The sequence below is a fragment of the Actinoallomurus soli genome (assembly GCF_024055715.1).
Taxonomy (GTDB): Bacteria; Actinomycetota; Actinomycetes; order Streptosporangiales; family Streptosporangiaceae; genus Actinoallomurus; species Actinoallomurus soli.
Map to the genome: position 1 here is coordinate 291,382 of NZ_JAMXMV010000010.1, position 24,865 is coordinate 316,246.

General features: G+C 71.4%; 23 protein-coding genes and 1 pseudogene. 12 read left to right on the forward strand and 12 right to left on the reverse strand.

Translation table 11 applies throughout. The features are described 5' to 3' along the window. Nucleotides 1-87 precede the first annotated feature (87 nt). Nucleotides 88-864: a DeoR/GlpR family DNA-binding transcription regulator gene (locus NDW01_RS25320; RefSeq protein WP_252824365.1), complete on the forward strand. Its 777-nt coding sequence runs from the start codon at nt 88-90 to the stop codon at nt 862-864. Nucleotides 865-1,125: 261 nt separating this feature from the next. Next, a complete protein-coding gene (locus NDW01_RS25325; RefSeq protein ID WP_252824382.1) occupies nt 1,126-2,601 on the forward strand; it encodes a cytochrome P450 in 1,476 nt (491 codons plus the stop codon). A 128-nt stretch (nt 2,602-2,729) separates the two neighbouring features. On the opposite strand, the gene NDW01_RS25330 is transcribed toward NDW01_RS25325, so the two are convergent. Next, complete coding sequence (locus NDW01_RS25330; protein WP_252824385.1) at nt 2,730-3,878, reverse strand: alpha/beta hydrolase; 1,149 nt, start codon at nt 3,876-3,878, stop codon at nt 2,730-2,732. Nucleotides 3,879-4,191: 313 nt separating this feature from the next. Between NDW01_RS25330 and NDW01_RS25335 the strand changes: the two genes are divergently transcribed. Then, complete coding sequence (locus NDW01_RS25335; RefSeq protein ID WP_252824387.1) at nt 4,192-5,484, forward strand: sensor histidine kinase; 1,293 nt, start codon at nt 4,192-4,194, stop codon at nt 5,482-5,484. Continuing rightward, nucleotides 5,481-6,146, forward strand: a complete 666-nt coding sequence (locus NDW01_RS25340; RefSeq protein WP_252784363.1) for a response regulator transcription factor — start codon at nt 5,481-5,483, stop codon at nt 6,144-6,146. Before NDW01_RS25335 ends, NDW01_RS25340 begins: the two co-directional genes overlap by 4 nt. Nucleotides 6,147-6,237: 91 nt before the next feature. Here the strand turns inward: NDW01_RS25340 and NDW01_RS25345 are convergent, their stop codons facing one another. The 3 genes from NDW01_RS25345 to NDW01_RS25355 form a co-directional block, all read right to left on the reverse strand. Next, nucleotides 6,238-6,669, reverse strand: a complete 432-nt coding sequence (locus NDW01_RS25345; RefSeq protein WP_252784362.1) for an ATP-binding protein — start codon at nt 6,667-6,669, stop codon at nt 6,238-6,240. A gap of 103 nt (nt 6,670-6,772) precedes the next feature. Continuing rightward, complete coding sequence (locus tag NDW01_RS25350) at nt 6,773-8,719, reverse strand: serine/threonine-protein kinase (protein WP_252824389.1); 1,947 nt, start codon at nt 8,717-8,719, stop codon at nt 6,773-6,775. Between the two features lie 52 nt (nt 8,720-8,771). Beyond that, nucleotides 8,772-9,920 carry a serine/threonine-protein kinase gene (locus NDW01_RS25355; RefSeq protein WP_252824391.1) on the reverse strand — a complete coding sequence of 383 codons (1,149 nt, stop codon included), beginning with the start codon at nt 9,918-9,920 and terminating at the stop codon, nt 8,772-8,774. A 100-nt stretch (nt 9,921-10,020) separates the two neighbouring features. Here NDW01_RS25355 and lysX point away from each other — a divergent pair, with 100 nt between their 5' ends. Both lysX and NDW01_RS25365 read left to right on the forward strand, forming a co-directional pair. After that, the gene (gene lysX, locus NDW01_RS25360; protein ID WP_252824393.1) at nt 10,021-13,281 is read left to right on the forward strand and encodes a bifunctional lysylphosphatidylglycerol synthetase/lysine--tRNA ligase LysX; all 3,261 of its coding nucleotides are present in this window, start codon (nt 10,021-10,023) and stop codon (nt 13,279-13,281) included. A gap of 71 nt (nt 13,282-13,352) precedes the next feature. Then, nucleotides 13,353-14,015: a hypothetical protein gene (locus NDW01_RS25365; RefSeq protein WP_252824395.1), complete on the forward strand. Its 663-nt coding sequence runs from the start codon at nt 13,353-13,355 to the stop codon at nt 14,013-14,015. A 343-nt stretch (nt 14,016-14,358) separates the two neighbouring features. On the opposite strand, the gene NDW01_RS25370 is transcribed toward NDW01_RS25365, so the two are convergent. The 3 genes from NDW01_RS25370 to NDW01_RS25380 form a co-directional block, all read right to left on the reverse strand. Beyond that, entirely contained in the window at nt 14,359-15,555 is a 1,197-nt protein-coding gene (locus NDW01_RS25370) for a TIGR02679 family protein (protein ID WP_252824397.1), read from the reverse strand. Between the two features lie 242 nt (nt 15,556-15,797). After that, nucleotides 15,798-16,466 carry a GOLPH3/VPS74 family protein gene (locus tag NDW01_RS25375; protein WP_252824399.1) on the reverse strand — a complete coding sequence of 223 codons (669 nt, stop codon included), beginning with the start codon at nt 16,464-16,466 and terminating at the stop codon, nt 15,798-15,800. A 122-nt stretch (nt 16,467-16,588) separates the two neighbouring features. Further along, on the reverse strand, nt 16,589-17,332 hold the full coding sequence (locus tag NDW01_RS25380) for a C39 family peptidase (protein WP_252824401.1): 744 nt from the start codon (nt 17,330-17,332) through the stop codon (nt 16,589-16,591). 243 nt (nt 17,333-17,575) lie between these two features. Here NDW01_RS25380 and NDW01_RS25385 point away from each other — a divergent pair, with 243 nt between their 5' ends. Then, nucleotides 17,576-18,367: a DUF4253 domain-containing protein gene (locus NDW01_RS25385; protein ID WP_252824403.1), complete on the forward strand. Its 792-nt coding sequence runs from the start codon at nt 17,576-17,578 to the stop codon at nt 18,365-18,367. A 108-nt stretch (nt 18,368-18,475) separates the two neighbouring features. Here the strand turns inward: NDW01_RS25385 and NDW01_RS25390 are convergent, their stop codons facing one another. Beyond that, the gene (locus tag NDW01_RS25390; protein WP_252824406.1) at nt 18,476-18,808 is read right to left on the reverse strand and encodes a winged helix-turn-helix domain-containing protein; all 333 of its coding nucleotides are present in this window, start codon (nt 18,806-18,808) and stop codon (nt 18,476-18,478) included. Then, entirely contained in the window at nt 18,805-19,305 is a 501-nt protein-coding gene (locus NDW01_RS25395; RefSeq protein ID WP_252824408.1) for a hypothetical protein, read from the reverse strand. The genes NDW01_RS25390 and NDW01_RS25395 overlap by 4 nt, the downstream gene beginning before the upstream one ends. 238 nt (nt 19,306-19,543) lie before the next feature. Here NDW01_RS25395 and NDW01_RS43950 point away from each other — a divergent pair. Continuing rightward, nucleotides 19,544-19,705, forward strand: a pseudogene (locus NDW01_RS43950) (DUF4253 domain-containing protein); the annotation flags it as partial. Nucleotides 19,706-19,714: 9 nt separating this feature from the next. Here the strand turns inward: NDW01_RS43950 and NDW01_RS44435 are convergent. Then, complete coding sequence (locus NDW01_RS44435; RefSeq protein WP_406567759.1) at nt 19,715-20,293, reverse strand: type I restriction enzyme subunit R domain-containing protein; 579 nt, start codon at nt 20,291-20,293, stop codon at nt 19,715-19,717. Between NDW01_RS44435 and NDW01_RS25410 the strand changes: the two genes are divergently transcribed. Genes NDW01_RS25410 through NDW01_RS25425 form a run of 4 tightly spaced genes read left to right on the forward strand, consistent with a single transcriptional unit; the run spans nt 20,187 to nt 21,818 of the window. Then, entirely contained in the window at nt 20,187-20,456 is a 270-nt protein-coding gene (locus tag NDW01_RS25410; protein WP_252824410.1) for a hypothetical protein, read from the forward strand. The genes NDW01_RS44435 and NDW01_RS25410 overlap by 107 nt on opposite strands. Next, entirely contained in the window at nt 20,449-21,054 is a 606-nt protein-coding gene (locus tag NDW01_RS25415) for a DUF6879 family protein (RefSeq protein WP_252824413.1), read from the forward strand. Before NDW01_RS25410 ends, NDW01_RS25415 begins: the two co-directional genes overlap by 8 nt. Before the next feature lie 22 nt (nt 21,055-21,076). Beyond that, nucleotides 21,077-21,484 (forward strand): DUF6082 family protein, encoded by a 408-nt coding sequence (locus NDW01_RS25420; RefSeq protein ID WP_252824429.1) that lies wholly within the window; start codon nt 21,077-21,079, stop codon nt 21,482-21,484. Continuing rightward, nucleotides 21,378-21,818 carry a DUF6082 family protein gene (locus tag NDW01_RS25425; RefSeq protein ID WP_252824431.1) on the forward strand — a complete coding sequence of 147 codons (441 nt, stop codon included), beginning with the start codon at nt 21,378-21,380 and terminating at the stop codon, nt 21,816-21,818. The genes NDW01_RS25420 and NDW01_RS25425 overlap by 107 nt, the downstream gene beginning before the upstream one ends. Nucleotides 21,819-21,982: 164 nt before the next feature. On the opposite strand, the gene NDW01_RS25430 is transcribed toward NDW01_RS25425, so the two are convergent. After that, nucleotides 21,983-23,200, reverse strand: a complete 1,218-nt coding sequence (locus tag NDW01_RS25430; protein ID WP_252824433.1) for an exonuclease domain-containing protein — start codon at nt 23,198-23,200, stop codon at nt 21,983-21,985. A gap of 199 nt (nt 23,201-23,399) precedes the next feature. Continuing rightward, nucleotides 23,400-24,698 (reverse strand): extracellular catalytic domain type 1 short-chain-length polyhydroxyalkanoate depolymerase, encoded by a 1,299-nt coding sequence (locus NDW01_RS25435; RefSeq protein ID WP_252824436.1) that lies wholly within the window; start codon nt 24,696-24,698, stop codon nt 23,400-23,402. Nucleotides 24,699-24,865: the final 167 nt, after the last annotated feature.

Below are 24,865 nucleotides of genomic sequence, written 5' to 3' on the forward strand. Positions count from 1 at the left end.
ATCAGCAAAGCTCAGGGGTGGCAAGTGGTCTAATCGTTGACCTGCGCCCTGCCCATCGCTCTGAGCAACTGGCGGAGGGAGGCGCGGGTGAGCAGGTACGAGCGCTGGAACGACCTGCTGTCGCTGCTGGCGAGCCGGGGACGGCTCAGCGTCGAGGAGGCCGCCGCCGAGCTGACCGTCTCGACGGCGACGATCCGCCGCGACTTCGACCAGCTCGCGCAGCAGCAGATGCTGACCCGCACCCGCGGCGGCGCGGTCGCCCACACGGTCACGTACGACCTGCCGCTGCGCTACAAGAGCGCGCGGCAGGCGTCGGAGAAACAGCGGATCGCGGCGGCCGCCGCCGAGCTCGTCCATCCGGGCGCGGTCATCGGCGTCAACGGCGGCACGACCACCACCGAGATCGCGCGGGCCCTCGCCACGCGTGCCGACCTGCACGCCGAGAACGGCGCCCCCGCCATCACGATCGTGACGAACGCCCTCAACATCGCCAACGAGCTGGTCGTACGGCCGCACGTGAAGATCGTGCTGACCGGCGGGGTGGCGCTGCCGCAGTCGTACGAGCTGGTCGGGCCGCTCGCGAACGGCGTGTTCGACCAGGTGACGCTCGACATGGCGTTCCTCGGCGTCAGCGGCCTCGACGTGGAGCGCGGCGCCACCTGTCACAACGAGGACGAGGCGAACATCAACCGGCAGATGGCGGTGCGCGCGGAGCGGGTCGTCGTCGCGGCGGACAGTTCCAAGCTGGGCGAACGCGCCTTCGCCAAGATCTGCGGAATCGGCGAGATCGACATCCTCGTCACCGACGCGAGCGCCGACACCCGGGGCTTCGAAGAGGCCGGCGTCAAGGTCGTCCCCGCCTGAGGCCGGCCGCCTCCCCGGCTCACCCGTCGACGGCACCCTCGGCCCTCCCGGCTCACCCGTCGACGGCACCCTCGGCCCTCCCGGCTCACCCGTCGACGGCACCCTCGGCCCTCCCGGCTCACCCGTCGACGGCACCCTCGGCCCTCCCGGCTCCCCGTCGACGGCCCCCGGCCCTCGATGCGATCGAAGTGACGGCCGGAACCGGCCCTTGGTCTTCGACCGGCGTGCGGGATACGGTCCTTAGACGCGGGAGGGGAATCCATGACTCAACGACGAGTCGCCACGCCGGTCTCCGACACCGACCTGATCTACAGTCCCGACACCTACGTCCGGGGCGTGCCGTACGACGCGCTGGCGCGGCTGCGCGGATCCACGCCGGTCGTGTGGATCGAGGAGCGACCGGCCGACCACGAGCCCGCCGGCTCCGGGTTCTGGGCGGTGCTCCGGCACGCCGACACGTGCCACGTCCTGCACAATCCCAAGCTCTTCGCCGCGCGCGGGTCGACCGATGAGGACTCCGGCCACGGCCGCGGCAGCACGTCCGCCACGGCCCCGCCCGTACGCTCCCGGCTGCGCCGGCGACTGCCCAGGGCGTTCGGCGCGCGCAACGTCGAGGGCTTGGCCGAGCGCATCGAGCGCCGGGCGTACGCCCTGGTGGACGCGGTGGCCGAGAAGGGCGAGGCGGACTTCGCGACCGAGATCGCGGCGGATCTGCCGCTCCTGAGCTTCGGCGACCTTCTCGGGGTGCCGGAGTCCGACCGGTGGCTGCTGTCCGACTGGTCCGACCGGGTCACCGGCCGCCCCGTCGCCGGGTATCCGGTCGGGTACTCCCCCGAGACGACGGCCGATCCGGCCGCGTGCACCGAGATGGCCCGCCGTGCGGTCGCCGCGCGGCCGCACGGCCCGCTCGATCCGGAGACGGCCGCGCCGGTCGGGCCCGGCGCCGAGGCGACGGCGCGGGGCGGGCAGGGCGCGGGGGCGGCGGCGCAGGGTGGACCCGGTGCGGGAGCGACCGCGCCGGGCGGGCCCGGCGCGGAGGCGGAGGCGGAGGGAGGGCTGCCCGACCTGCGTCTCTACGCCGACGAGCTCGCCGAGTACAAGCGCCGGCACCCCGCCGAGGACCTCATGACGGTCCTCGTGCAGCACTCCGGCGGCAAGAACGGCCCGGTTCCGGTGGAGGAGTTCGAGAGCCTCTTCCGGATGTTCGCGGCGGCGGCGAACCACACCGTCCGCGGCGGGCTGTCCGGCGGGATGCTCGCCCTGCTGAAGAATCCGGCCGAGGTCTCGCGCCTGCGCGCCGATCCGGGCCTCCTCGACGGCGCGGTCGAGGAGATGCTGCGCTGGTGGTCCCCGGTCATCCGCGTCGGGCGTACGGCCACCGCCGACACCGTCGTCGGCAACGTTCCGGTCCGCAAGGGCGAGCGGCTCGTCGTCTGGCTCGCCTCCGCCAACCGCGACGAGCCGGTCTTCGAGGAGCCCGCGCGGTTCGACGTCGGGCGGGCGCCGAACGACCATGTCGCCCTCGGCCGCGGGCCACGGGCCTGCCTGGGCGCGCACCTGGTCCGGATGCAGATGCGCGCGATGTTCGCGGCCGTCCTCGACCGGTTCGACGCGATCGAACCGGCCGGCGACGCCCGGCGGCTGCGGTCGAGCGTCCACAACGGCATCACGCACCTGCCGATCCGCTGGCAGCCGCGCGGCCGCGCGCCCGAGGCGTTCGGGGCGCGCTCCGCGTAGGACAGACGCCCGGGAGAGGCGCCGAGCGCGCGGCCGGGGCCGGCTGCGCGCCTCGTGCGGCCTGCGGCGGTCAGGGGCCGTCCGTGCGCTGTGCGGCGCTCAGGGGCCGTCCGTACGCCCTGCGGCGGTCAGGGGCCCTCGTGGGCCAGGTGGGCGCTCATCCACTGCAGGGCGCTCGGCGTGACCCGCTTCCAGGTGTGCGGGTTGTGGCCGCCGCCGGGGACCAGGATCTTGTCCGTGGCCATGGGCGCCGCGGCGAGCTGAAGGAACTTGCGCGCCTCGCCGTAGTCCTTCTCGCCGTCCGGGCTGGTGGTGACGAGCACGGAGATGGGAGGCGGCGGCAGGTGCTGCAGCCGCCAGATCAGGCTGTTGTCCGACTTCACCTGCTTGTTGCCGGCGTACAGGTCGCCGGTCTGCCAGTCCTGCCGCGGGTAGAAGTAGCCGGCCATCGAGACCGCCGCGGTGAACCGGTCGGAGTGCGTCATGGCCAGCTTGACGGCGCAGTACCCGCCGGTCGAGTCGCCCATCACGCCCCAGCTGTGCTCGCCGGTCGCCACCCGGTAGGTGGACATGAGGCGCTCGGGCAGGTCCTGGGAGTAGAAGCTCAGCACCTGCGGACCTCCGGGCACGTCCGTGCACTCGGTGTCCTTCGGCATGAGGGACGTGGGCGTCGGGCGCAGCATCACGATGACCATCGGCTGCACCTGGCCGGCGTTCATCTCCCTGGTGGCGGTGGCCGGGACGTTCATCCGGGTGATGAGCTGCTCGGGGACGCCGGGGAAGCCCGTGAAGTCGAACATCACCGGAAAGCGGCGCTTGTCGAACTTCTTCTGGAAGTACTGCGGAGGCAGGTAGACGTACGCCTGGGTGGTCAGCCCGGTGCGGTCACCGCGGATCTCCACCTGCTCGATCTGGCCGTCCTTGGCGGGGTCGGCCTTCTTCTTCTGGCCGATGGTCGTCACCTGGCGGGCCAGGGGCTGACCGGCTCCCTGGGGCCGGCTCGGGCCGCTGCTGTTGTTGTTCAGCTGCACGTTCACGCCCTGGTTGTTGGTGCCCATCAGGTCGGACCAGGAGGCGTAGAACAGGAAGTAGTTGTTCACCCCGGCGAGCAGCACCAGAATCAACGCGAACTGGGCGGTCAGGAACAGCCCGATCCGGGCGAGGAACGGGCCGATGCCGGACCTGGCGAACTTCGGCCACCACCAGATGATCGCGGCCGTCGCCGCCACGGCCACCACGATCAGAAAACCGAAGAAGCCCCCGCTCGTCAGTCCCACTGGGTGTCCTCTCAGATCCGGCTCGTCCGCCGACGGAACGTGCCTGAAACTCATCGAGCTCTCAGCATCGCGCAATGCCGCGCTCAGCCGACTACGGTATCGGCGAACCCGCACTCCCTAATCACAAGATGCCTGAGGCACCGAAAAAGTTGCCCAGAACCGTGCAAAACAGGCGGGCCCACGCCAGTATCGGGACTCGAGGGCTATCGGCCGGTAAACCCAGGTGCAGCGCAACGGGTACTCCCCAGGGTGTACGCGGGATGCCGACCGCGACCGGATGCCCACCGCGCGGCCGCATTCTAGAGTCCCCCTTGTGAGTACGCGATGGCGGCCCGGCGCGCTGCCGGTGTGGGTGGTCCCGCCGATCGTCGGCTTCATCCAGGTGATGGGCTCGACGGGCGCCGACGTCCACATGCGCTACCAGACCGGGCACCTCGACGCGCTCGCGTACGCGCTCCTCGTCGCCGGGCCGCTCGCCCTGCTCGCGCGGCGGCGTCTCCCGGTCGTCGCCCTTGCGGTGGTGTTCGCCGTGACCGGCTGCTACGTCCTCCGCGGGTACGTCCTCGGCCCGGTCTTCCTGAGCGTGGTCGTCGCCATCGTGGCGGCGGTGGGCGCCGGGCGTCGCGTCGCCGCCTGGATCGCCACGGGCATCGGGTCCGGTCTTCTCACCCTCCTGGGCGAGCTGGCGCCGTTCGGGCCGTTCCGGTTGCGCACCTGGTCGGCCACGCACGCCCTGGTCACGCTGACCTGGCTGCTGCTGGTGCTGACCGGGGCCGAACTGGTCCGCATCCGCAGCGAACGCGCGGCCGAGGCGCGCCGCACCCGTGCGGAGGAGGAACGCCGCCGGGCCAGCGAGGAACGGCTCCGCATCGCCCGCGAACTGCACGACGTCCTGGCGCACAACATCTCGATGATCAATGTTCAGGCGGGCGTGGCCCTGCACCTCATGGACGAACGCCCCGAGCAGGCGCGTACGGCCCTGGCCGCCATCAAGGAGGCGAGCAAGGATGCGCTGACCGAGGTCCGCTCCGTGCTCGGCGTGCTGCGGCAGGTGGACGAGGACGCGCCACGGGCGCCCACCGCGGGCCTGGGCCGCCTCGACGACCTGGTCTCCCGAGCGCGGGCGGCGGGCATCACCGTCCGGACCCGCGTGACCGGCCGGCCGTACCCGCTGCCCGCGGGGATCGACCTGGCGGCGTTCCGCATCCTCCAGGAGGGGCTGACGAACGTGACACGGCACGCCGGGCCGGGCGTCACCGCCACCGTGCGCGTCGCGTACGGCCCCGGCGCGCTCCGGCTGGAGGTCGAGGACGACGGACGCGGCGCCCCCGGGGACCTGCCCGGCGGGGGCGACGGCATCCCCGGGATGCGCGAACGCGTCACCGCCCTCGGCGGTGAGATCGTCACGGGGCCGCGGCCGGGCGCCGACGGCTTCCGGGTCCGCGCGACCCTCCCGGTGCCCGCGGACGCGACGAGGGCGGGGCCTCCCGCCCGCGACACGATGGAGGCCCCTCCTCAGGAGGCGGCGACCTCCGCTCAGGACGAGGCGGGGACGGCCGCCCAGGACGAGGCGGGGATGCCCGCCGGGGACAAGGAGCACGAGTGATCCGCGTACTGCTCGCCGACGACCAGGCCCTGGTGCGGGCGGGATTCCGGGCGCTCCTCGACGCGCAGCCCGACGTCGAGGTCGTCGGCGAGGCCGGAGACGGCGCCGAGGCCGTGCGCCTGGCGCGGCGCGAGCGGCCCGACGTCGTGCTGATGGACATCCGGATGCCGGTGCTGGACGGGCTGGCCGCGACCCGCGAGATCGTCGGCGACGACCGGCTCGCGGGTACCCGGGTCGTCATCCTCACGACGTTCGAGCTCGACGAGTACGTCTTCGAGGCGATCCGCGGCGGGGCCAGCGGCTTCCTGGTCAAGGACACCGAGCCGACCGATCTGATCCGCGGGGTACGGGAGGTCGCCTCCGGCGACGCGCTGCTGTCACCGGGGGTGACACGGCGCCTCATCGCGGAGTTCGCCGCGAAGGCCAGGAAGCCCCGGTCCGCAGCGGAACTGCGCGGCCTGACCGACCGGGAGCGCGAGGTCATGGCGCTGGTGGCGGAGGGGCTGTCGAACGAGGAGATCGCCGAACGCCTGGTCGTGAGCCCCGCGACCGCCAAGACGCACGTGAGCCGGACCATGGTGAAGCTGCACGCCCGCGACCGCGCCCAACTGGTGGTGATGGCGTACGAGACCGGCCTGGTCAAGCCGGGATGGCTGCAGTAGGGCCTCGCGGCGGGCGCGCCGCGCGGCGCTGCCCGGCGACGCGCCGACCGGCTCCGGCCGGCGGGGCGGCGAGGGCGGGCCGGGAGGCCGGTCAGCGCACCGGCGTGGCGCAGCCGCAGGGCGCCGGCGCCCAGGCCGACGCCGACCGGGTGGCCAGGCGGAACCAGACCGTCTTGGAACCGGCCGCGTAGGTCACCCCCCAGGCCGCCGCGAGCAGCAGGGGCATCAGCAGTCCGCGCCCGCTGACGCTGAGGTCGTCCGCCTCGCTGGGGGCGGGGAGCAGCCGCGCCGGATCGTGGTCCACCACCTCAACCTGCACCGATGAGTCGTCCACGCGGCAGATCACCTCGAACGGGGTTCCCGCGTGCGTGATGGCGTTGGTCGCCAGTTCGCTGGTCAGCAGCACCGCGTCGTCGAGCGCGTCCTCCGCCCCCCACGCCGTGAGCGTGTCCCGGACGAACCGGCGCGCCTGCGCCACGGCGGTGCGGTCCGCCGGATAGGCCGCCCGCACAGTCGTATGCACGGGAACTCCCTTCACGAAGTCTCTTCGCCTCGTCTGCGCCTTACATCGTGACAGAGAGTGGTGATCGATTACTCATTGTGAGAGAAATGGCGGCTGGCCGGCGTCAACGGCCGCCCGGATGGAAGGACGCGAGCACCTTGTCGAAGCGGTCGGACGCGACCCCGCCGTCGCCGTCGGCGGCCATGAGGGAGTACTGGGTGCCGTTCACGGTGAATCCGGAGTCGAAGGCGTAGACCTTCCCGTACCTGCCGTAGTTCCAGGTGTACTCGCCGTTGGCCCCTCTCACGCCGTGCACCGTCACGTAGTGGGGCCGCTCGACCCACTGGAACCCGGAGAGGTTCGCCGGCGCCCTGGTGCCGAAGATCTCCCAGTGCTTCAGCGGGTCGGGCGTCTCCCAGGGGATGGTGTCGATCTGGACGTGGCTTCCCGTCCGCGGGTCCTGCCACCTCTCGGACCGGGGGCTGTTGACCTTGTGCTCCCAGCCCTTGGGCACCACGAGCGTCGACCCGTCCTGGGCGGTGACCTTGTGGTAGCCCGCCGGAACGGCGGGAGCCGGGCTCTTGGTCGGCGACGGGCGCGGCGACGGGGTCGACTGCTTCGTCGCCGCGTCGTACGGCTGCGGGCCGCCGCCGCCGTCGCCCCGGCCGGAATAGTAGATCACCAGTGCCACGACGATCCCGGCCGCGACGAGGACGGCGCCCAGGGCGATCGCCACCGTCCGTCCCCTCCGCGCGCCCCTCACGGCGGCGGTGGCCGCCTGCGCGGGCTGGTCGTAGGTCCGCATCCACGGCTCGTCCTGCGCGGCGGAGACGGAGCGCGTGGGGCCCGCCGGACCGCCTGCCGAGCCGGTCGGCGGCCCGGCCGCCGGTCCGGACGGCGATCCGGACGGCGATCCGGACGGCGATCCGGACGGCGATCCGGACGGCGATCCGGACGGCGATCCGCCGGCCGGGCCGGGCATCGACTGCGCGGGTCCGCTCGGCTCCGGGCGGCCGGCACCGGACGGCGCCGGGTCCCGTACCGTGGCCGCGCCGTAGGGCGGCACGCCGGACCCCGGATCCGCCATCGCGACCGAGGGATGATGCGGCGGCGGAGGATCGGCGGCGAGGCGCCAGGGGGGCGCCGGCCGGTCGTGTCCGGTATCCGGCACGTCACCGGGCGCCGGTCCGTCGCCGGTCGCGGGCCCGGGCGCCGGCAGCAGCCTGGTGCTCTGCGCGGCCCGGGTCAGGCCCTCCGCGGCCTGGTCCGCCGTCAGGCGCCGTGTCGGATCCTTGTCGAGCAGGCCCATGAGCACCGGCGCGAGCGCACCGGCGTGACGGGGCGGCGGTGCCTCCTCCGAGATCACCGAGGTGAGCGCCGCCATCGCCTCGGGCCGGTGGTGCGGCGACTGCCCCTCGACGGCGGCGTACAGCGTCGCGCCGAGCGACCACAGGTCGGAGGCCGGCGAGGCCTTGTCGCCGCGCGCCCGTTCGGGGGCGACGTAGGCGGGCGACCCCATGATCAGGCCGGTCTGGGTCAGCGTCGAGTCGCCCTCCATCGTCGCGATGCCGAAGTCGGTGATGACGACGCGCGTGGAGCGGGAGATCGGCTCTTTCGAGTCCCCTGCGAGCAGCACGTTGGCCGGTTTGACGTCCCGGTGGGTGATGCCCGCGGCGTGCGCGGTGCGCAGGGCGGCGAGCACCTGCGCGCCGATCTCGGCGACCTGGGCGGGCGGGAGCCGGCCCTCCTCGTCGATGACCTCCTGCAGGGAGCGCGCCGGCACGAACTCCATGACGATGCACGGCCGGCCGTCCTCCTCGACGACGTCGTGCACCGTGACGATCCCCGGGTGGTTGAGCCGGGCCGCCGAGCGCGCCTCGCGGAGCGTGCGCTCGTACAGCACCTTGTGCTCGTCGTCGGTCAGCCCGGGCGGGAAGAGGACCTCCTTGACCGCGACGTCGCGCGCGAGGAGGTCGTCATGGGCACGCCATACGGTGCCCATGCCGCCTCGCCCGATGTGCGAGAGCAGTCGATAACGACGGCCGAGTACGGAACCCTCCCCCAGTGGCATAGCTGAGGACGATACCGATCCAAGATGACGGATCGGCACCGTTTGCCGTGAGTCACCGCACGAGAGTAAGGATGATCAGGCCGATGACGATCATGGCGAGGACGACCGCGATCGCCAGATTCCCATGCCGGCCCGAGAGCCAGACCGGCCGTCCGTCCCCGGCGACCGCCGCACCGTGTCCGGCATGATCGACCGCCGCACCGTGTCCGGCGCGGTCGACCGGCGTGTCGCGGGCCGCCGGGTCGTCGGTCGCCGTCTCGCCGGGGTCCGCCGGGGTCATGACCTGGCCGGTGATCGGCATGGCCGCGGGATCGCCGGAATCCGTCCGGGTGCTCGCGGCCTGAGCGCCGGCCGTCTCCATCACCCGGGTCGAGCCGGACGTGTCCATGAGGATCCGGTCGAGCATGACCCCGGCCTCGGCGGCGGTCAGCCGCGTCTCCTGGTCCTTGCGGAGCAGACCGGCGATGACGGGGGCCAGCGGCCCGGCGTGCGGGGCCGGCGGGGGTTCCTCGGTGAGGACGGCGACGAGGCTCGCCATCGCCTCGGTCCGTTCGAACGGCGACTTGCCCTCCACGGCCGCGTACAGCGTCGCGCCGAGCGACCACAGGTCGGAGGCGGGCACTGCCTGGCGGCCCTTGGCCCGCTCGGGGGCGATGTAGGCCGGAGAGCCGATCAGCATGCCGGTCTGGGTGAGCGTCGCGTCGCTCTGCGCCCGGGCGATGCCGAAGTCGGTCAGCACGGCCCGGATCGACCGCCCGTCGATGACCAGGACGTTGCTCGGTTTGACGTCGCGGTGGAGGATGCCCGCCTCGTGGGCGGTCATCAGGGCGCTCAGCATCTGCCGCCCGATCTCGGCGGCGCGCCGGGGCGAGAGCGGGCCGTCCTGCTTGATCATCTGCTCGAGGGAGCGGGCCCGGATCAGCTCCATGACGATCCAGGGCCGCCCGTCCTCTTCGACGACGTCGAAGACGGTCACGACGCCGGGATGGCTGAGCCGGGCGGCGGTGCGCGCCTCACGGAAGGTCCGCTTGTGCTGGATCTCCCGCTCCTCGTCGGAGAACCCGTGCGGGAGGATCACCTCTTTGACGGCGACGTCCCGGCCGAGCGCTTCATCTCGGGCGTGCCAGACCGTCCCCATGCCACCACGCCCCACTTCGGTGAGCAGGCGGTAACGCTGGGCAAGAAGGGGTTTTTCCGGCATAGTCCATGCACGATACCGACAGGCGGAGCGTTCATTTGGCCTGACGCTCACCTAATCCCCGGTACAAAGAAAGAATGTGCGGCATGACGACGGGGGTGCGATGAAGACCACGGTGGCCCGGGGATGGCAGCGGGTCGTCGAGGCCGTACCCACGGCCCTCTTCTGGTATCTCCGCGTTTCGGGTGTTTTGTCCGTTTTGGCCTGGTTGTCATCCGGCCTGATCCAGTGGCTGTCCGGCATCTGGGTGCTGCGCTCGATCAACTACTTCGGCTGGTACTCCAGCCTCCCGTACGGCCTGCTGCTCATCCTGCTGTCGGTCGGCGTCCGACGGCGCAAGAGGGCCGCCTGGCGCATCAGCGTGGTCTTCTTCCTGCTGTTCTTCGCGGTCTGGGCCCTGGCCAGCACCGCCGGCGGCGGGGGCGAGCTCGCCACGGCCGCCGCGTTCGGCATCATCGTGGTGGTGCTCGTCGCCGCGCGCGGGCAGTTCTCCGCCCTGCCGGACCGTGCCAACCGGCGGCTCGCCCTCCTGGTCTTCACCGGGCTGCTGATCGTCGGCGGCGTGGTCGGCACCAGCCTGGTCTTCCTCACCGACCGCGACCCGCGCGGCGCCGAGTGGACGCACCTGGTGTACGCCGGCCTGCAGACGCTCCTCGGCGCGGGCGTCAGCGGCCACGAGCTCAACGTCGACGTCCCCGGCTGGGTCGACGGCATCCTCGGCGTGCTCGGCAGCGGCCTGCTCGTCATCACCGTGTGGGCGCTGTTCCGGCCCGGTCAGCGCCACGCCGTCCTCACGCCCGACGAGGAGCTGCCCGCCCGCTCCCTGCTCGCCGAGTGGGGCGACCAGGACTCCCTCGGCTACTTCGCGCTCCGCCGCGACAAGGACATCATCTTCTCCCCGAACGGCCGGGCCGGCATCTCCTACCGGGTCGAGGGCTCGGTCTCCCTCGCCGCCGGCGACCCGCTCGGCGACCCGGAGGCCTGGGACGCCGCCATCAAGGAGTGGCTCGCCGAGTGCCGCGCGCACGCCTGGATCCCCGGCGTGATCGGCGCCAGCGAGCGCGCCGCCGCCGCGTACGGCCGGTGCGGGCTCGACGCTCTGGAACTCGGTGACGAGGCGATCCTCGACCTGCGCGAGTTCAACCTCGAGGGCCGCGACATGCGGCAGGTGCGCCAGGCCGTCCGCCGCGTGGAACGGGCCGGCTACACCGTCCGCATCCGCCGGCACGGGGCGATCGACCCGGAGGAGATGGCCGAGCTGATCGCCGACGCCGACCGGTGGCGCGACGGCCACACCGAGCGCGGGTTCTCCATGGCGCTGGGCCGCCTGGGCGATCCGACGGACGAGCGCTGCGTCATGGTCGAGGCGTTCGACGGCGTGGGGCGACGGCGCGGCCTGCTCAGCTTCGTGCCCTGGGGCCGCCCCGGCCTCTCCCTGGACCTGATGCGCCGCGACCGCGACGCCGAGAACGGCCTCAACGAGTTCATGGTCGCCAAGCTGGCCGAGAACGCCGCCGTCATCGGCGTCACCCGGGTCTCGCTGAACTTCGCCATGCTGCGGTCGGTGTTCGAACGCGGGTCGGCGATCGGCGCCGGGCCCGTCAGCCGGCTGGCGTACCGGCTGCTCTCCTTCGCCTCGAAGTTCTGGCAGCTGGAGTCGCTCTTCCTGGCGAACGCCAAGTACAACCCGGTCTGGACCCCGCGCTTCGTGTGCTTCGAGCAGAACCGCGAGCTGATCCGGATCGGCCTCTCCATGGCCCGCGCCGAGGGCTTCCTGCCCACGCCGTTCGGGCCCCGCCTCGACACGCCGACCCCCTCCCCGGCGCTGGTCGAACGGATCAAGGAGATCGAGGAGTCCGCGGACGCCGCCCGGATACCGGCGCGGCGCCTGTCCGAGCAGGAGCGGGTGCGCCACGCCAAGCTCGACCGGCTGCGCGAGGCCGGCATCGAGCCCTATCCGCTCGGCTTCGAGCGTACGGCGACCGCCGCCGAGGTCCGGGAGCGGTTCGGCGGCCTGGCCCCGGACACCCGCACCGGCGAGAAGGTCGCGATCGCCGGGCGGGTCATGCTCGCCCGCGAGCACGGAAAGCTGATCTTCGCCCGGCTGCGCGACGAGACCGGCGACCTGCAGGTGATGCTCGCCGCGGACGTCGTCGACGCCGAGGCCCTGCGGGCGTGGAAGCAGCTGATCGACCTGGGCGACCAGGTCGGCGTGCGCGGCGAGATCGTGACGTCCCGTACGGGCGAGCTGTCGGTGCTGGCCTCCTCCTGGACCCTCACCGCCAAGTGCCTGCGCCCCCTCCCCAGCGGCTTCAGCGGCCCCGGCAAGGCCCTGTCCGACGAGTCCCGGGTCCGGCAGCGGTACGTCGACCTGATCGTCAACGACGAGAGCCGGCGCATGCTGCGGATGCGCGGCGAGGTCGTCACGGCCCTGCGCGACCGCCTGCGGCAGGAGGGCTTCCTGGAGGTCGAGACGCCCATGCTGCAGCCGGTGCACGGCGGCGCGGCGGCCAGGCCGTTCACCACCAGGATGAACGCCTACAACATGAACCTCTTCCTGCGGATCGCGCCCGAGCTGTACCTCAAGCGGCTGCTCGTCGGCGGCGCCGGCAAGGTGTTCGAGCTGAACCGCAACTTCCGCAACGAGGGCGTGTCCCCACGGCACAACCCCGAGTTCACGATGCTGGAGGCGTACGAACCGTACGGCGACTACGACACGATGGCCGTGCTCACCCGCGAGCTCGTCACCGACGCGGCCCTCGCGGCGAACGGCTCGACCGTCGTCGTCCGCGACGGCGTGGAGTACGACTTCGGCGAGCCGTGGCGCGAGATCACGGTGTACGGATCGGTGTCCGACGCGCTCGGCGAGCAGGTCACTCCGGGCACCTCGCTGCGCACCGTGCAGAAGCACGCCGACCGGGTCGGCCTCGCCTACGACCCGTCGTGGGAGCAGGGGAAACTGGTCCAGGAGCTGTTCGAGTGCCTGGTCGAGCACACGCTGCAGGCGCCGACCTTCGTCCGCGACTACCCGGCGGCCACCTCGCCGCTCACCCGCCCGCACCGGGACGACCCGCGGCTCGCCGAGAAATGGGACCTCATCGTCTTCGGCCTGGAGCTCGGCACGGCGTACTCCGAGCTCATCGACCCGATCGTCCAGCGCCGCAACCTCACCGAGCAGTCCCTGCTGGCGGCCGGCGGCGACCCGGAGGCGATGGACCTGGACGAGGACTTCCTGCGCGCCCTCGAGTACGGCATGCCGCCCTCCGGCGGCCTCGGCATGGGCGTCGACCGGCTGCTCATCACGCTGACCGGCCGCAACATCCGCGAGACCATCACCTTCCCGCTGCTCCGGCCGGGTTCGTAGGACCGGCGCCGGGCGCAGGCGACTTCCGCAAGCTGCGATCAGCGCTCGCGAACGCCTATACCCTCGGTGTCGTGAGCGACAAGGACGACAACGTCACACGGCTCCCGACGAGCGAGGTCGAGGGATACGACGACCTCCTCGAATTCGACGCGGACGAGTTCCTGCGGGAGTGGCAGGAGGCCGACCGTGCGGCGGTGGAGATCCTACGGGAGGCACTGCCCGAGGTGGTGGCCACCGCCGTTCCCGCCGAGCACCTCCGCCCGGCCGCCGCACGCATCCGCGGCGCGCTCAAGGACTGGCCCTACCGCCACCTGGCCACGGCCGCCGGCTGGCGCGGGGGGCCGCCCGCGGACGACGAGGTCCTGTGGACCCAGGCCGCCGGGGCGCTGATCGCCATGAACGGCGAGTCAGGGCTCGGCACCCACGAGGAGAGCGCGCTGATGAACCTCCAGCACGCCGACTGGGCGGGTGCGGTGATCGGCCTGGCCAGGGCCGGCGTCGGCGCGCCGGCCCGGCCCTCGGACCTGTTCGGGTACGCGGACGGCTGCCCCGAGATCGAGGGCTCCTACGACCCGGACGACCGCGAACCGGTGGAGCAGGGATTCGAGCTGATCGTTCCCGTCTGGGAGGCCCTCGGCGCCCTGGACGAGCACCGGCGCCTCACGCCGCTCGGCCACTGGGGTCTGCCCCGCGCCCTGGCGTGGGCCTGGGACGGTTCCTTCGACGAAGGCTGACGCTCAGACGAGGGCCCGGCCCGGCGTGGCCTGGGACGGCGCCCTCGACAAGGGCCGACGCGCTCAGACGGGGGCCCGCCCCGGTGTGGGCTGGGACGGCGCCCTCGACAAGGGCCGACGCGCTCAGACGGGGGCCCGCCCCGCGTGTGCCCGGGACGGCTCTCCCAACGAGGGCCGACGCGTGAGAAGAGGGCCGCGCCGCCGGACCGGCGCGACCCTCTGTCTTCCAGCCGTGGCCGGAGACCCTGGATACAGAATCGGGGTTTCGGGCCAACCGCACTAGATCCTGCGGTCCCCATCCGAACCGGGACCCCGGACCCAATGCCCCTCATTCGGACAGGGATCAGGCGGTGTCGGCCGGCAGGTCGTCGAGCAGCACCGGCACGAGCCGGTCCTCGCGGACGGCGCACCTCTCCCTGGCCATCTCGATCGCGAGGCGTTCGTCCCAGGGAGTGGCGGTGCGGACGCCGCGCAGCGGGTCGCGGGCCGTCCGCACGGCCTCCAGGTAGTCCTCGGCGCCCATCCGCCAGGGCAGCGCGGCGTACCGGTGCACGGCCGCGGCCGTCATGCGCAGGGCCGCCCAGTCGAAGTCGCTGTGCCACCGGATCCGCGCCCCGGCGACGACCGCCGCGGTGAGGAGACGGCGGCAGGCCACGGAGGCCCGGCCCTCCGTGCACACCAGCGTGGCGCACCCGGCGCCCAGCCGGGCGGCCGCCGCGCGGACCACCGCCGGGCTCTGGCAGACGAAGACCTCCCGTGCCTGCGGCGTCAGCGGACCGCTCATCAGCTGCTGCAGAGTGGCGCGGAACGGCAGCCCCCCGGCCGCCGCCTCCCCCAGCCACCGGGCGACCGCGTGCTCCTCGGCCACGCGCAGGTTGAGGACCAGGACCTGGCTCGTCAGGTCGTCGACGAGCACGCCGGCGTCGTTCCAGATCCGGCGCTCGGCCGCCCGGTCGGACGGCTGCGACGCCCCCTGCCAGAGCCGCAGCGCCCGCAGCACCAGGTCGGCCAGCGGAGTGGCGTACAGCGCCGTCGCGTCGCCCGTCGCCCACTCCGCGAGCACGGGGAGCGGCACGTCCTCGGCGGGCAGCCGGTCCAGCACGGCCCCGGCCTGGGCGAAGAGCTCGCCACGCCCCTCCCGTACGAGCCGGGCGGCGGTCCCGTCCCGCGAGACCTGGCCCAGCCACGCCGAGTACCATCCCTCGCCCGCGTGCCGACCGCGCAACGCGGCCTGCAGCGCCGCGGCCATGCCCGCCGGCGGCTGCGGCGCGTCCATCCGCGCCAGGACGGCCAGCAGGCCGATGCCGTACGCCCGGCGCAGCATGCGGTCCAGGTCGCTCATCGAGACGGTGAGCCGCCGCGCGCGCGTCCCGTCCGCGGCGGAATCGGTGATCCGGGCGACAATCCGCCGCTCGTCCTCGGAGGGATCGGTGAGCGCGATGACTCCGACCGGCTCTCCTCCGGTCCTCAGCAGCCGACGGCGGGCCGCGGCCAGCAGCCGCCGCCACTCCGCGTCCCGCAGCTCGTCGAGCGTCCCCATGAGAATGAGTCTGCCCCGGATGGACGCCCGGTGGGCGCCGCCGGCGACGCCACTCGGATCACCTCGGTCATCCGCCCGGACGGACGCCCGGCCGGCGCGTCGGTGACGCCGACCGGATCATCTCAGCCGCCGGTCGCGATGCCCGCGCCGGTCGCGATCGCCTCAGCCGCCGGTCGCGATGCTCACGTGGGCCGAGATCGCCTCAGCCGCCGGTCGCGATGCTCACGTGGGCCGAGATCGCCTCAGCCGCCGGTAGCGATGCTCGCGTTCGTCGCGATCACCACGGCGGACGTCGCGGCCATGACGGCGGCCTGGATCGACGCGATGACCTTCGCGACGGCCCGGCCCGCCCACTGCTCCTCGGTGATCTCCTTGACACGGGTCCGCAGGACCTTGCCGTCGACCTCCGGGAACGCCTTGCGGTCGAGGCGGCAGGCGTGCACGATCGCGAGCAGGGCGCTGGACCGTACGTCGGCCGGGGCGCCGCCCAGCACCGCTCCGAGCCGGGCGCGAAGCTCCTGCTCGGGCCCCGGGTCCCGCTCCGGATAGTTGGTGTGCCGGACGAAGAGCACCTTGCGCTCGCGCTCCTCCAGGACGCCCATCGCCGCCAGCCTGGCCAGGCGCCGTTTCCGTACCTCGTCCCGGCGGCTTCTGTTCACCCAGTGCTCGGCCTTGCGGGGCTCGCCGTCCGCCGCGATCCGCGCCAGGAGCGCGTCGAGGTCGGGATCGTCGACCGGGGACGAGTCGACCGCGACGATGCGCCCGTCGGTGAGCCGAACGCGTTCGGCCAGCGCGAGCTCCACCAACAGCGCACCCGCCACGCCGCAGTCGAGCTCGGCGGACCCGATCATCGCGACACCGTCCTGCTCCCGAAGGGCCAGCAGGAGGAGCTCGTCGGCCAGTCTCAGCATTCATCCACCCCTCACGGCCTGATGCGATCTTCGACGCCGCCGCCCTGCCGAGGGTTCCGGCACCGGCCGGTCGGGCGAGCGGGGAGACGGCCGAGCCCGTCTCCCCCGCCGCGGGCCGTGCGTCAGAACGGCAGGCCGCTCCACGCGACGACGAACCGGCCCGCGTAGGCGATCTTCTGCCACTGGGTCGCCTTCAGCGTGCGCTTGCCGTGCGCGGGGTCCCAGATCAGGTAGGTCGACTGGTCCCAGCTCGTGGTGTCGTCGAAGCCGTAGATCACCACGTAGTGGGCCATGGTCTTCGGCGCCTTCGGGTACCAGCTCTTCCTGGAGTAGACCGTGATGACGACCGGTCCTTCACCGTAGTAGTAGGCGCCGCGCACGCCGTCCCACAGGTTCGGGTTCGTGATGCTCCGGTACGCCTTGTACTTCGTACCCTTCCGGTGCCACGCCTTGTTGATGTAGTTGGTCATCTCCCGGCCCATCGCGATGGGCGAGGTGAAGCCGATCTTGTCGGTGGCCATCTTCTTCGCCAGATAGCTCTGGGTGCTCGACGTGACCTTGACGCCCGTCTGATACGTCAGCGCCGAGGCGGCGGCGGCCGGGCCGCACCAGTTGCCCTTCTTCTGCTTCTGGCCCTTGATGGACATGGACTTCCAGTAGTGAGCCGCCGCGGTGACGTCCGACGGCGGCTCGGCGAGCAGCTTGTAGTGATGACCGCCCTCGGTGACCTGCGCGGCGGCGGGCGCCACCGCCCGCGGGGATCCGGCGGCGGGAGCCTTCGGAGCGGCGGAGGCGACCGACGGGCTCGCCGCCACGACACCGGCCGCGATCAGTACGGAAGCGACACGAACAGGGGTACGCGCCACGTCTTCTCCCTGGAAGAGGGGGATGGGGGGCTGAAACTCGGATGATCGTTCCACCCCGCGATCCGGCCCGACAGTGACCCAGGGCTCAATCGCCGGCATGACCGACGGCCCAATCGCCGGCCGTGATGCCCGCCGGCCGGCGGCGAAGAGCGAGCCTGGCGGTGACACCGTCACCGGCGCGAAGGAGCCTGGCCGATCGTGACCCGCCGGAGAACGTCGTAGCCGGCGGCTAGTTTCGCGGGCATGCGCCGTGAATCGCCGTTCGAAGCCCTCCCCGAATACCTTCCGCCCGGCCGTCTGGTGACGCCTCAGCGAAGCTTCGCACGGCCTGCCCGGCCGACCGGCCCGGCGCTCTGGGTGTCGGACGAGCCGCTGCCCGACGCGGGGACCCGCTGGATCGAGCTGTTCGCGCAGCACGAGCGGACCGGCCTGTACCCACTGCTCCTGGACACCCTTCGGGGCGACCCCGGCCGACCGTGGCACGATGGGGAGCTCAAGCCCCCGACGCCCGCCGGCGCCATCGACATGCTGACCGCGGAGGGCGTACTCCGCCGATTCTGGGACTCGGTGGTCCCGGATTCCGAAGACGGCGCCGAGGAGGAGCCGTCCGGCCCCTGGCCCGGGCTGGCACCGCCGGGGGTCGGGGGCCCGGATGCGGACACGGCGGCCGCGTTCGCGGAGTCTCTCGGCGCTTCCCGGCACTGGCTGCTCGGCCTGGTCCCCGCGACTCGCGGAGCGGACTCGGTCACGTTGTGCGGCTGGTCCGGGCCGATTAACCACACAAATCACACGCAAGAGATCTCGGCGGTGCTTCGTTCCTGGGAGGAGCGGTTCGGCGCCCGTGTCGTGTCGGTCGGCTTCGACACGCTCCAGTTGTCCGTGGCCGCGCCCCCACGCACGTTCGAGCATGCCCTCCAGGTCACCGCCGAGCATCTCGCCTTCTGCCCCGACAACATCTGGCAGGGCTGCGGAGACCTCGAGATGTACGCCGACGGCCTCCTCGACGAGGACTCCTGGTCCTTCTGGTGGGACTGATCAGCACCCATCGGCATGTCGCCCATGGCGTAGCGCTGCGCGCCGTCTTCTTCGTCACGCCGGAGGTCACAGTGGCGACGCCGCCCACCATGATCAGGCCCCGGCCGTTCAGCCCCTGTCGCCGGGTTGCGGGCGCTGGGCTCGCTCGACGATCAGCCGCAGCGCCTCGACGTGCTCGAGGAATCGGGTTCGTCCCGGGTCGGTGGCCCGCACCGTGGTCTTGGGCACCCGGCCGAGATACGTCCGGCGCTGCTCGGCGTATCCGTCCTTCCTCAGGGTGGCCAGTTGCTTGGACAGTGCGGAGTCCGACAGGGACACCTCGCTTCGCAGGAAGGCGAAGTCGCACCATTCCGCCGCGCAGAGCACCGACATGATCGCCAGCCGTGTCGGGTCCGACAGCAGGCGGTCCAGTCCCGGTGCCCCGCCCGGCGGAGATGTCATTGGTTCCTTCGCCGCTGCGAGACCGCGGTCAGCAGCCGGCTCAGCCCGAACAGCGCGGTGAAGGCGACGCCGTAGAGAACCCCGTCCACGGTGTTGGGGTAGTCGCGCAGGCCGACCATACCGGCGACGTGGCCGGTGAGATCGGTGCCGTAACGGGAGACCAGCCATGTGCCGAGAGCCGCGACGATGAGAACTGCTCCGAAGACCCGCGGGTCGAACGACTGCCGACGTTCCACTCCGCGCATCCTACCCAGCAGCGACGTCCGGCCGGCGAAGCTGGTCACGAGCACGACGACCAGCGCGGCCAGGACCACGAGGGCGATCAGCTTGGCGCCGCCGACACCGACGAAGTCGTTGGCCGCCGTTCCCCCGGCGGTCAGCACGAAGATCGCCGCATAGACCCACCACGGAAGGCGGGCCGCCCGTCGGGTCCGCTCCTGGTACGTGCGGACCATCGCCAGCGCCTCTGCCGCCTGACGCTCGCTCTGTTCGTTCATGACAGCCCCCTTCGACTACTTGCCTACATGGAAACTACTCGCTACTTTCCAGCAAGGCAAGTAGTCGGAGGAATGTCGCCCCCAGCACACCACGGTCCGGGTCACGCATGCTTCAGCGCGTCGATGTGCGCCAAGGGCCCCTGCAGGAGACGCGGCACCTGCGGCGTCGGAGTAAGTGGCGGCCGGACGCGGCCCCTTCCGCCCGCGAGACGGCCGAAGGCGGCCCGGGAGGCGGGCAGTGCCGGCGATTCCCTTCATCACCGATCACACGCAGGAGATCTCGGCGGTCCTTCGCTCCTGGGAGAAGCGGTTCGACGCCTGCGTCGTCTCCGTCGGCTTCGACACACTCCTGTTGTCCGTAGCGGCGCCTCCGCGGACACCCCAGCACGCTCGCCAGGTCGCCGCCGAACTACACCTGCAGCGCCTGATTGAGGTGGTTGGCGACTCCGTAGTAGTCGACGACGTAGCCGCACAGTTTGCGGTCCGCCGTCCGGTTGACCCGCGCGACCGCCTGCAGGAGTTCGGCTTCCTTCAGCGAACGGTCGACGTACAGCACCTGCTCGATCGGCGCGTCGAAGCCGGTGAGCAGCATCGACTTGACGATGAGGAAGGTGATCGGCCGATCACCCTCATCGATCTCCTCGGGGAAGGGCTGGGTGAATGCCTTGATACGGCTTTTCTGCTGCTTCTCCCCCGTCCACTCGGAGTAGCGGTCCTCGTCGTTGCGGTCCCGGGAGAGATCACCGGCACGAAGTCGATGGCCCGGAGCCGGTCGAGATGCCGGTAACGGAAGGAGTGACGCACCTCGACAGAGGTTGTGTCGCCCCCTACGGCGTGCGACAGTTCTGACGAGTTGCCGCCACAGGCCAAAGGAGATCGCCGTGCCACGCCCCTGGGAAGCGGACAGCGAAGCGCGGTTCAGTCGCCGGCTCGGCAAGACCGCAGCCGAATTAGGAAACAGCCGCACCACCAACGACTGCCCGGACATCTGGGAGCTGGACAATGGCGACATCGCGATCGTCGGGCGGGACATGACGACGGCGTTCACCGACCGGTTGCCCGCAGACGTCCGCATCGGCGCCGACGAACGCCTGGTCGTCATCCCCGGCAACATGCTGAGCGCCGCGAAACCGGATATTCGGGATGCTTGACCGCATCCGCAGTATTCCGGGACAGACGCTGGACGTCGCGTCCTACCACGCCCTACGGCGAGAGGAAACTCAGCACCTGACCAAACCGATCTGGAAGCTCGAGCGCTCCCAGTATTTCCACGAACCCGACGACGACCCCAGCTGGCGGGCCTTCGTCGAGAATGACTGGGCACGAGTCATCGCCGTGTTCGAGAGCGAACGAGCCGAGGCACGGGCCGAGGTGGAGAGCTACGCCCGGCAGGGCAGTGAGCTTCGGCGCCTACGCGTCGTCGAGCGGCCGGTGTCGCCGTACCTGCTGTGGGAGATGCAATGGTTCAGGATCCTGGCCGAGGAAGGAACCTTGATTCGCGTCCTTGACGCGACGCAGATCGAAGCCCTCGAGCACGACGCCGTTCTCCCCGAGGTCGTCGTCGACGAGCATGCGCTCTACCACGTCAGCTACGACGAGGACTGGCGGGCCTGCGGAGCCAGACGCATCGACGATCCTCACGTGATGCGTGAAGCCACGCGGGAGATCGCGGCGCTCTGGGAGTCGGCGGAGCCGTTCGCGCGCTACTTCACCCGTGAGATCATGACGCTCCTGCCATCGGCCCCGTGACCAGCCGGATCCACCAAGAGGTATGAGCCGAAGCCTCAGTAACCGAAGCGTCAAAGGCGCGCTCACCACGACTCTTCTCCTGCTCATCGCTCTGACGGCCGTCGCCCTGATCGGCATATCCCCGATCGCGCTGGGTGCCTTCCACGGTGCCACGGATAGATGGGAGCGGCTGAGCTTCATCGGCCAGACATACGGTGCGGCATCCGCCATCATCTCGGTGCTGGCGCTCGTCGGCATCGTCCTGACCTTGAGCTATCAGGCGCGGGAGACGAAACTCGCCCCGGGAAGAGACCCGCCGCCAGGCCATCGGCGATCTCCTCAAAATGGCGATGGAGGACCCCGACCTCGACGAGTGCTGGGGCCCGGTGCCACAGCCCGACGATCCGAAGACGCGGAAGCAACTGCTCTACACCAACATGATCATCGCTGAGTGGTCACTGTCATTCGAGACGAGGGCTCTCCCGGAAGCTCGCCTGCGCGTCATCGCGAACGAGATGTTCCAGGGGCACGTAGGACGTGTTTACTGGAGCAATGCCCGAGAGACCCGGCTCTCCACGTCGGCGAGCCGCCGTGAGCGACGCTTTCACGAGATCCTCGACGAGGAGTACCAGGGCACCCAGCCGCCGATGACCACGGGACGCACCACCGCGACACCCATCGTCGAACCTGCGGTTTCGGTGAGGGAACGTTTGTTCTGGATGAGCGCAGGCGCCGCTACAGTCGCGCTCCTCCGGATGATCCGCCGGAGTCATGGCCGACGGTAAGAGGCGCCGATGACGAGCGGCGCTCGAGTTCGAACCACGCCCACTGTCTGATCGAGCAACGGTTCCCTCCACCCACTGTCGACTTCGCCGCCGAGGCTGCCCGGCCTTCACCGGAGCACCGCCGATGCAAGGATCTGTGGCGGGCCACTGAGACGGCCGAGCGCTCAGAACAAGTCGGCGAGTAGTGTGTCGAAGGCGCTCTCGGCGACGATGGGAATGCCATACGTGGAGGCCTTGCGCGCCTTACCGGACAGCGACTCCGGGTCGGCGGCCACCACGAGCGCCGTCTTCTTCGTCACGCCGGAGCCGATCACCAGGCCCGCCGCCTCAGCGCGCCGCTCGAACACATCGCGTGGTTCGGACATCTCGCCGGTGAAGACGACGACGTCTCCGGGACGGAGCCGGAATCGGGTCGTCCCCTCTCGGGCACCTGGTGATGTCCGTCCCTCCTCCAGCGCGTCAGAGACGTCGGAGTCATCGAGGCCCAGAAGCGCCGCCACCTCCCGGATGTCCCCCAGTTCCTCCGGCGTGAGCTCGCCGTCCGCCCAGGCGGCCTCGGCCAGCGTCCTCAGGTAGAGGCGGTGCGCGGCCAGCGCCGAGGCCCGATCGATCCCCAGGTCATGGGCGACTGCGACGAGGCGCTCCGCCTCGGTCACGCTGATGTACCGGTCGAGGAGGGCCTCGTCCAGGAGGGCGAGGTAGGAGTCGACGACGGCATCGGAGGACCGCGGGAGTCGCTCGGCCAGGCGGGCGAGGAAGTCGTTCGGAACGGCGGAGGCGCAGCCTCTGCGGACCGGGGCGACGTCGACCGGGGGCAACGCCGGCCAGGGCATGGCGAGCGCTCGCCACAGCAGGTCGGTCCACGGTGGCGGGGTGCCCACCTTGCCCAGGTAGCAGGAGAGCAGCCCGGCCGCCGCGCGGGCGTCGCTCAAGGCGTCGTGTCGATTCTCCAGGGGGACACCGGCCGCCTGGCAACAGGCGGCCAGCGCCCGTTTTGAACCCGGCAGGAACTCAGCCGCCATCCGCATGGTGCAGAGACCGCTCCGATGGTCCAGCGGCGGCGTCACACCGAGCCGTGCGTACTCGGCGGCCAGGAACCTGGCGTCGAACGGAAGGTTGTGCGCGACCGTCACGCGCCTCGCGAGGAGCCGGGCCAGGGTGGGAGCGATCGCTGCGAAAGACGGTGCCTGCCGGACGTCGATCGCGCGAATGCCGTGGATACCGGTCGGGCCGAGATCGCGCTGCGGGTTGACGAGTGTGGCCCACTCGCCGGTGACCGTGCCGAACGGGTCCACATGGACGACGGCCGCCTCGATCACCCGGTCGGTGCCGCCGGCGTACAGCCCAGTGGTCTCCACGTCGACGACGGCGTAGCCCTGCATCGCGCCTCCCTGAATCACCCTTTGCTCCGAAGAGCCCCTGCGAGAGACGCGACAACAGCGGCATCGGAGTACGCGGAGGCCGGACGCGGCCGCTTTCGGCGTGGGATGGCGCTCGATGCGGGCAGTGCTGATCCCTGGCGTCCGCCCTATCTCTCCGCTCGGCGGGCGCCAGGGATCAGCCGTTCTCGGGGTCTCCGGGTCAGGAGACCGTGCAGGCGGTTCCGTTCAGGGTGAAGGCGGACGGCGCGGCGGCGTTCCCGGTGTGGTCGGCCTGGAAACCGAAGCTGGTCGACGCGCCCGGTGCCAGCGAGCCGTTGTAGGAGACGTTGGCGGCGGTGACCTGGCCGCTCGAACCGGTGAAGGTCGCGTTCCAGCCGGACGTGATCGTCTGGCCGCCGGGCAGGGTGAAGGCCAGGGACCAGCCGTTGATCGCCGAGCTGCCGGTGTTCTTGATGGTGATGTTCTCGGTCAGGCCGGTGTTCCAGGCGCTCACCGTGTCACTGACCGTGCACGGGCCCGACCCGCCCGGCGGCGTCGGCGTGGGCGTCGGAGTGGGGGTGGGCGTCGAGCCGTCGCCGATGAGGCCCATGAAGCGCAGGGCCAGCTCGCCCATTCCGGTCTGGTACACGCCGTGGCCGGCACCCGAGACGCTGATCCCCTCGACCGGCGCGGTGGTGCCCGTCCCTCCGTACCGGGTGCGGGTCCAGGAGGACTGCGGGTGGTCCGTGTAGCTCGGCGTCTGGCTGACACCGAGCACGTTGGTCCACTCCTTGATCTCCTCGCCGAAGTTGTTGTAGTTCAGCGTGGCGTCCGCCGTGCCGTGCCAGACCTCCATGCGCGGACGGGGTCCGGTGTAGCCGGGGTAGGCGGCGCGGACGAGGTCGCCCCACTGCTGCGGCGTCTTGCTGATCTGGCCGTTCGCGCAGGCGCTGTTCCACAGCGAGCCGTCGGTGGTGGCGAAGCAGCCGAACGGTACCCCGGCGAAGGCCGCTCCCGCCTTGAAGACGTCGGGGTAGTCGCCCAGCAGCACGTTGGTCATCATCGCGCCGGAGGACTCGCCCGTGGCGTACACGCGGCTCGCGTCGGCGTTCCGGTGCTGTTCCTCCCACTGGACCATCGACATGATGCCCGCCGGGTCGCTGGTGCCGTTGTGCTTGAGCGCGCCGGCCGTCGACACGTCGAAGCAGGAGCCGCTGCGGGTCGCCGAGGGGTAGACGATGATGAACCCGTACCTGTCCGCGAGCTGGGGGAACTCCGGGCGACCCGAGTACATCGCCGGCCCCGAGCCGGTGCAGTAGTGCGAGACGACGAGGATCGCCGGGTGTGCGGCGACCGAGCTCGGCACGTACTCATACATCCGCAGGTTCGTCGGGTTGTTGCCGAAGTTCGTCACCTCGACCAGCGACGCCGCCGACGCCTTGTGCATGGACGCCAGCCCACCGGCCGCGGCCAGCAGTGCGGCGAGCGCCGTCGCCAGACCTCTCGTCCTCAGCTTCATGGCCGCGTCGGTCCTCCTCACGATGCGGTGGGCTGGGTGGGACAGCGCCGTGCGGTATACGGAAATCCGTTCGGTATTCCGGACGGGTCGAACGGTAAGAACCGTTCGACGGAACGGTCAACGCCGTGGGCGGGGAGGTGCCCCCGACCTGGTCTCCCGCGCGAAAG

Bases quoted from the DNA above. Each gene is read 5' to 3' on its own strand.
- NDW01_RS25325 (WP_252824382.1), top strand. From the start codon at position 1,126: ATGACTCAACGACGAGTCGCCACGCCGGTCTCCGACACCGACCTGATC.
- NDW01_RS25350 (WP_252824389.1), bottom strand. From the start codon at position 8,719: ATGCCACTGGGGGAGGGTTCCGTACTCGGCCGTCGTTATCGACTGCTC.
- NDW01_RS25355 (WP_252824391.1), bottom strand. From the start codon at position 9,920: ATGCCGGAAAAACCCCTTCTTGCCCAGCGTTACCGCCTGCTCACCGAA.
- lysX (WP_252824393.1), top strand. From the start codon at position 10,021: ATGAAGACCACGGTGGCCCGGGGATGGCAGCGGGTCGTCGAGGCCGTA.
- NDW01_RS25370 (WP_252824397.1), bottom strand. From the start codon at position 15,555: ATGGGGACGCTCGACGAGCTGCGGGACGCGGAGTGGCGGCGGCTGCTG.
- NDW01_RS25375 (WP_252824399.1), bottom strand. From the start codon at position 16,466: ATGCTGAGACTGGCCGACGAGCTCCTCCTGCTGGCCCTTCGGGAGCAG.
- NDW01_RS25385 (WP_252824403.1), top strand. From the start codon at position 17,576: ATGCGCCGTGAATCGCCGTTCGAAGCCCTCCCCGAATACCTTCCGCCC.
- NDW01_RS25390 (WP_252824406.1), bottom strand. From the start codon at position 18,808: ATGACATCTCCGCCGGGCGGGGCACCGGGACTGGACCGCCTGCTGTCG.
- NDW01_RS25395 (WP_252824408.1), bottom strand. From the start codon at position 19,305: ATGAACGAACAGAGCGAGCGTCAGGCGGCAGAGGCGCTGGCGATGGTC.
- NDW01_RS44435 (WP_406567759.1), bottom strand. From the start codon at position 20,293: ATGTCCGGGCAGTCGTTGGTGGTGCGGCTGTTTCCTAATTCGGCTGCG.
- NDW01_RS25415 (WP_252824413.1), top strand. From the start codon at position 20,449: ATGCTTGACCGCATCCGCAGTATTCCGGGACAGACGCTGGACGTCGCG.
- NDW01_RS25420 (WP_252824429.1), top strand. From the start codon at position 21,077: ATGAGCCGAAGCCTCAGTAACCGAAGCGTCAAAGGCGCGCTCACCACG.
- NDW01_RS25425 (WP_252824431.1), top strand. From the start codon at position 21,378: ATGGCGATGGAGGACCCCGACCTCGACGAGTGCTGGGGCCCGGTGCCA.
- NDW01_RS25430 (WP_252824433.1), bottom strand. From the start codon at position 23,200: ATGCAGGGCTACGCCGTCGTCGACGTGGAGACCACTGGGCTGTACGCC.
- NDW01_RS25435 (WP_252824436.1), bottom strand. From the start codon at position 24,698: ATGAAGCTGAGGACGAGAGGTCTGGCGACGGCGCTCGCCGCACTGCTG.